Genomic DNA, 4,320 nt, shown 5'->3' on the forward strand with positions numbered 1-4,320 from the left:
AAGCGGTACAAACGATGGCAAAGCCGAATTTATTATGGGGTCATTTAACGTAATGATTGAAGGCAAACCCGCAGCTCGCCAAGGCGACCCGATGATATCAAATAATAAAAATACCCCACCCATGCCACTTATGCAGTCTGGTGGCCCCGCACCAAGGGGGCTTAAAGTGCAAGTTAGGGATAGCTTGAGTGATGCAGAAACAACACATGGAGCGAGTATTTTAGTCAAAGGTGTTGATAGTAACGATGCATCGCTTGGTGCAATAAAAGCGACTCAAGGTGCAAGTGAGCAAAAAGTGCCAATTGCAGATAAGCAAAACATCAGTGGCAAAAACGCGTCAATTAATTTTACGGCAGGTGCTTAATATGGGGTTAATTAAATTAGATTCGGAGATAAAGGGTGAATGTGGAAGTTCATATATACCGTTCGGTTATGCTGATCCTTTTACTTTAGATAATCCGCCAAGTGACAATAAAGCGCAATTTATTTCGGTTAAACCAACCGTTTTTACTGAAGCGTCCCTTGATAAAAACAAAGCTAAACCAGCGCAATTTCAAGTGTTAGGAGAAGACGCGCGACCTGTTAGTAACTTAAACGGTTTTTACTATATATTCGTTAATGGTTATTTATGGCGTGAAATTGCAGCTGTTGACAATGGTTGTTTATCTGAAGTTGATTTGGCAACTGAATTTGGCAAAAACGAGCGTTCATATTCGGGTTTAGTTACCCAAACAATCTTGCTGCCTAAGAAAACAAATGGTTTAAACTGTGAGCCAGGTTCACTTAGTAACCCCACGGTACAAGTTGCTTTTTCCATCGCCCAATGGTCATGGCAGTATATTGTGAGCCTCGGCGGACTGTACAAAGATGATCCAAGACAAAAAAGTGCTAACGCCACTGCACCTACACATGTTGAAGACCAAGGGTTAGCTGATTCATTACGAAACGCTCGCTGTCAACAAATTGATTTAGCAGTAGCAGAGCGTGAAGGCCAAATTACAATACATGACCCAGGTGGCATAGCGCTTTCTCTGTTAAATAAGTGTCAGATGATTTTTTTACAGCTACAGCTTGAGAATAAAAAGCTAACAGATAAGAAACATTATGATTCAGGTGTGTTGGCTTATCAAGCGATGCTAAATGATGATTTGCATGAAAAAGTGATGCGCGATCATTATATATTCCCACATCGAACTTCGATGACTCCTATAAAAACCAAAAAAGAGGGATATGCAGACTTAAGTTCTGGTGCAAAGTTTTTACGTAGTGGAGCAAAGCATCTAGACAAAGAATATCTAGAGCAATACTTGTCAAATGACAAATTAGAGAAATATTTAAAGGAGTTACCAATAGCACAAAAAGAGTTTGTTGATTTTTTACAAGACTTAAATAACGACTCACCTTTAATTTCTAAGCAAAGTGATTATATTGGTTTAGCCCCTGTTATGAATGATTGGGTAGCCTTTGAAAATGTAGATTATTTATTTGGCTTTAATTTTATTACTAATGTATTAAATATGTTGAGTATCGACGATGTTTCAACTGGTGTATTTAGACCTTGGAAAGAAAAGTTACCTGCTGAAATCGAGCGTAAAAATAATATAAATAAAGCCACAAGCGCAATAGAAAGCTTTTTAAAAGCAACGTTTGAGCAAGGCAATTGGTTATCTGACTGCTTTATGATCCCAGAAGGGCACTTCGATATAAATCAGCCTGGGAGTGTTGTATTAAACAAGTTGCCGGAAGAAAAAAATAATGGCGAAGCTAAATTTAGATTTGAAGAGTTTAAGCGCATTCATAAAAAGTTGATCGAAGAAAAGCAAGAGCAAGACAGCTTATTAGCTAATAAAGGTTTAAAAGAGTTTTTTGGTAAAGCAAAAGATGCGGTGGGGTATTTAACCGGTGCGTGGGGGCGTGTTGCAAGTCAATATCAAAACGGCGTTTTAAAACCACATACTGTAAAAATTAGAAACTTAATGGTCTCATATAACAAGGCGCTTGGAATTAGTGACTTTGCAGATATTCATGTTAAACAAGCTGGGGCTGTATTAGGTGATAACCCATCAGTAATAGGCATAACCAATTATAAGCGTACGCAAAACAATAGGCAGCAAAGGCGTGCAATGTTACGTGAAAGCGTGAAAAATCCGCCGCCAAATGCTGTAACGATTTATGATAGTAAAGAAAATGTAATTGCCTCTGAAGACCCGAAAGCATTTGGCAGTAACAAAGGCTATTTTAACCCAAAAAATTGGACAGATTATCATGATTTAATCGGTAGATATGATTCGATCGAAGGTGAATTAGTAGTAGTACCTAAAGCACATCTGTATGCAAGAGCGTATGATAACCCTGACTTTAAGCTAGGTGCCGTTGAGACAGTCAAGCTCAAAGGTGTGAGAGTTTTAGAGCACAACTTACCAATGGTGATGTTAGCGTTTGAAATATTTAATGCTAACGAGATGATTAAAAAGTTTAAGGCAGGGGGCAATGTAGATGCTAAGTTTTTAGCCGATTCATTGAATGTTATTTTCAGTCTAGCTACTCTTTCAGTTGAAGCTGCTTCATTTAAGATTTCAAGATTGTCTAGTTTCTTAAAGACAGAAATCGATCTAATCATTAAATCAGTACAGGTTACAAAAATAATAGGCGCTGTCGGTCTAGCCTTAACATTGGCTATTACGGTTTTGGATGTATACAAATCTACGCAGAAAAATGATAGGGATGCAGCATTTTTTCATGCATTAAGTGGAGCTGTCGCTATAGCTGGTTTTATATATCTTGGTGCGGCTTTATTTACCACACCTTTAGGGTGGGCAATAATCGCAGTCGGTTTGATTATCGCAATTATTGCCACATTAGTTACAGATAATAATTTAGAAACATGGACTAAAAATGGCCCCTTTGCAAAAGACGCAGATGACCGTTGTACTGATAGTTATAAAAAATGGCACACTCAACCAAAAGAGTGTTATGCCGCATTAGTAGGCACATTGATGAACCCAAATGTCACATTAGGTGTAAATAAACTCACCGATACCCATTGTCAATTGATCATTGATATAGATACACCAAATTTTGCTTTAGGGCAATCAGAGGTATTCGTTCAAGTTTACCAGATAGAAGATGAGGGAGTTTTACATTTTGAGCAGGAATTTCGCTACGATCATGAAAACTGGCAAATAACACAAAAAGAAAATACTGAATCAGGGGCTATAACTGGGTTTAAATATACCATACCGATATTATCAATGTGGCCAAAACACTTTGAAGTTGATTGGGAAGTAAAAGTACAATATCGCTTAGATAAAAATGTTACCTTGCCCTATGTGGATATTGATGAGCGTAATGAATGGGAAGACAGTGAAGTACCCGATAAGGCATGGATAATAAAGGAAATAGAATATGCTTGAACAATATGCTGAAACAGCCTATGAAGGTCAGCAGAATCCAAAGTTCAGAAATAAAATTGCTACAGATGAACGTGATTCTATGTATTGTCGTTATCAAAGTAAGCAGGCAATATACCCAAGAGGGAAAGTGTATGGGCATTGTTATGACAGTAGTCAAAAAAACTTTTATAAAAACAACCTAAATGGGAGGTATGAAAAGTATCGTTCTATTTTTTGTGCAAAGACAAGTAACTTAACATTAGCTCTATCAACGAATCCATCTAATATAATCGACTTGATAATATTTTCATGGGTCTTGTTACATTTTATAGCCTTGTTATCGGCTTTTTTTATTCCTTTATTTGCATTGTTACTAGGTTCGGTTAGTTTGGCTACCGATATTGTTATTTTGTTATTTTGTTATTTAGTTGTTTCAAAATCTTTAAATTTCATTATTTGGCCATTTATAAGGAAAAAGTACAATCTGGCTGTTATATTTGACCGGGTAACAGGGAAAATGGCAACCCCTACAAGTGACGCTAAGAGTTTAGACGAATTACCATTTGAAGAATTCAATGCGCATTACAAAGTGGCCCATAATCCTAATAGTGGCTTTCCAAATAGAGGTTTTACGCTTTTACATTTTAAAAAAAGTATGAGATATGAAAAAACGTATGCTAATCAGGTTGCTCCTTCATTAATCCATTGGGAATTATTACAAAATTTTATGGATGTTACTCAACCCTTAGCAGATATTCCACAATTTGAATATTACCGTGAGTTTGACAAAACAACCGCAGAGTTTGATAAAGCGAATGGTCGTCCAAAATATTTTTGGTATCGGGTTGATAAATCATTTTTAAAGCAAATGACCCAAGCAGATGATGAACTTTTAAAAGAATTTAATGATGATGAGCAACTAGATAAT

At 36.7% G+C, this 4,320-nt stretch carries 2 protein-coding genes and 1 pseudogene; all 3 read left to right on the top strand.

What is annotated here, in order from left to right; all coding sequences use genetic code 11:
• Window positions 1–364, top strand: a 364-nt coding sequence (locus tag JIG41_RS07655) for a PAAR-like domain-containing protein (RefSeq protein WP_199524523.1), incomplete at its 5' end; no start/stop codon positions are given.
• Between the two features lies 1 nt (window position 365).
• On the top strand, window positions 366–3,413 hold the full coding sequence (locus JIG41_RS07660; protein ID WP_199524524.1) for a hypothetical protein: 3,048 nt from the start codon (window positions 366–368) through the stop codon (window positions 3,411–3,413).
• Window positions 3,406–4,320: pseudogene (locus JIG41_RS07665) on the top strand (hypothetical protein); the annotation flags it as partial. The gene JIG41_RS07660 and the pseudogene JIG41_RS07665, both read left to right, overlap by 8 nt.

It is taken from the genome of Pseudoalteromonas sp. bablab_jr011, assembly GCF_016464045.1.
Lineage (GTDB): Bacteria > Pseudomonadota > Gammaproteobacteria > Enterobacterales > Alteromonadaceae > Pseudoalteromonas > Pseudoalteromonas lipolytica.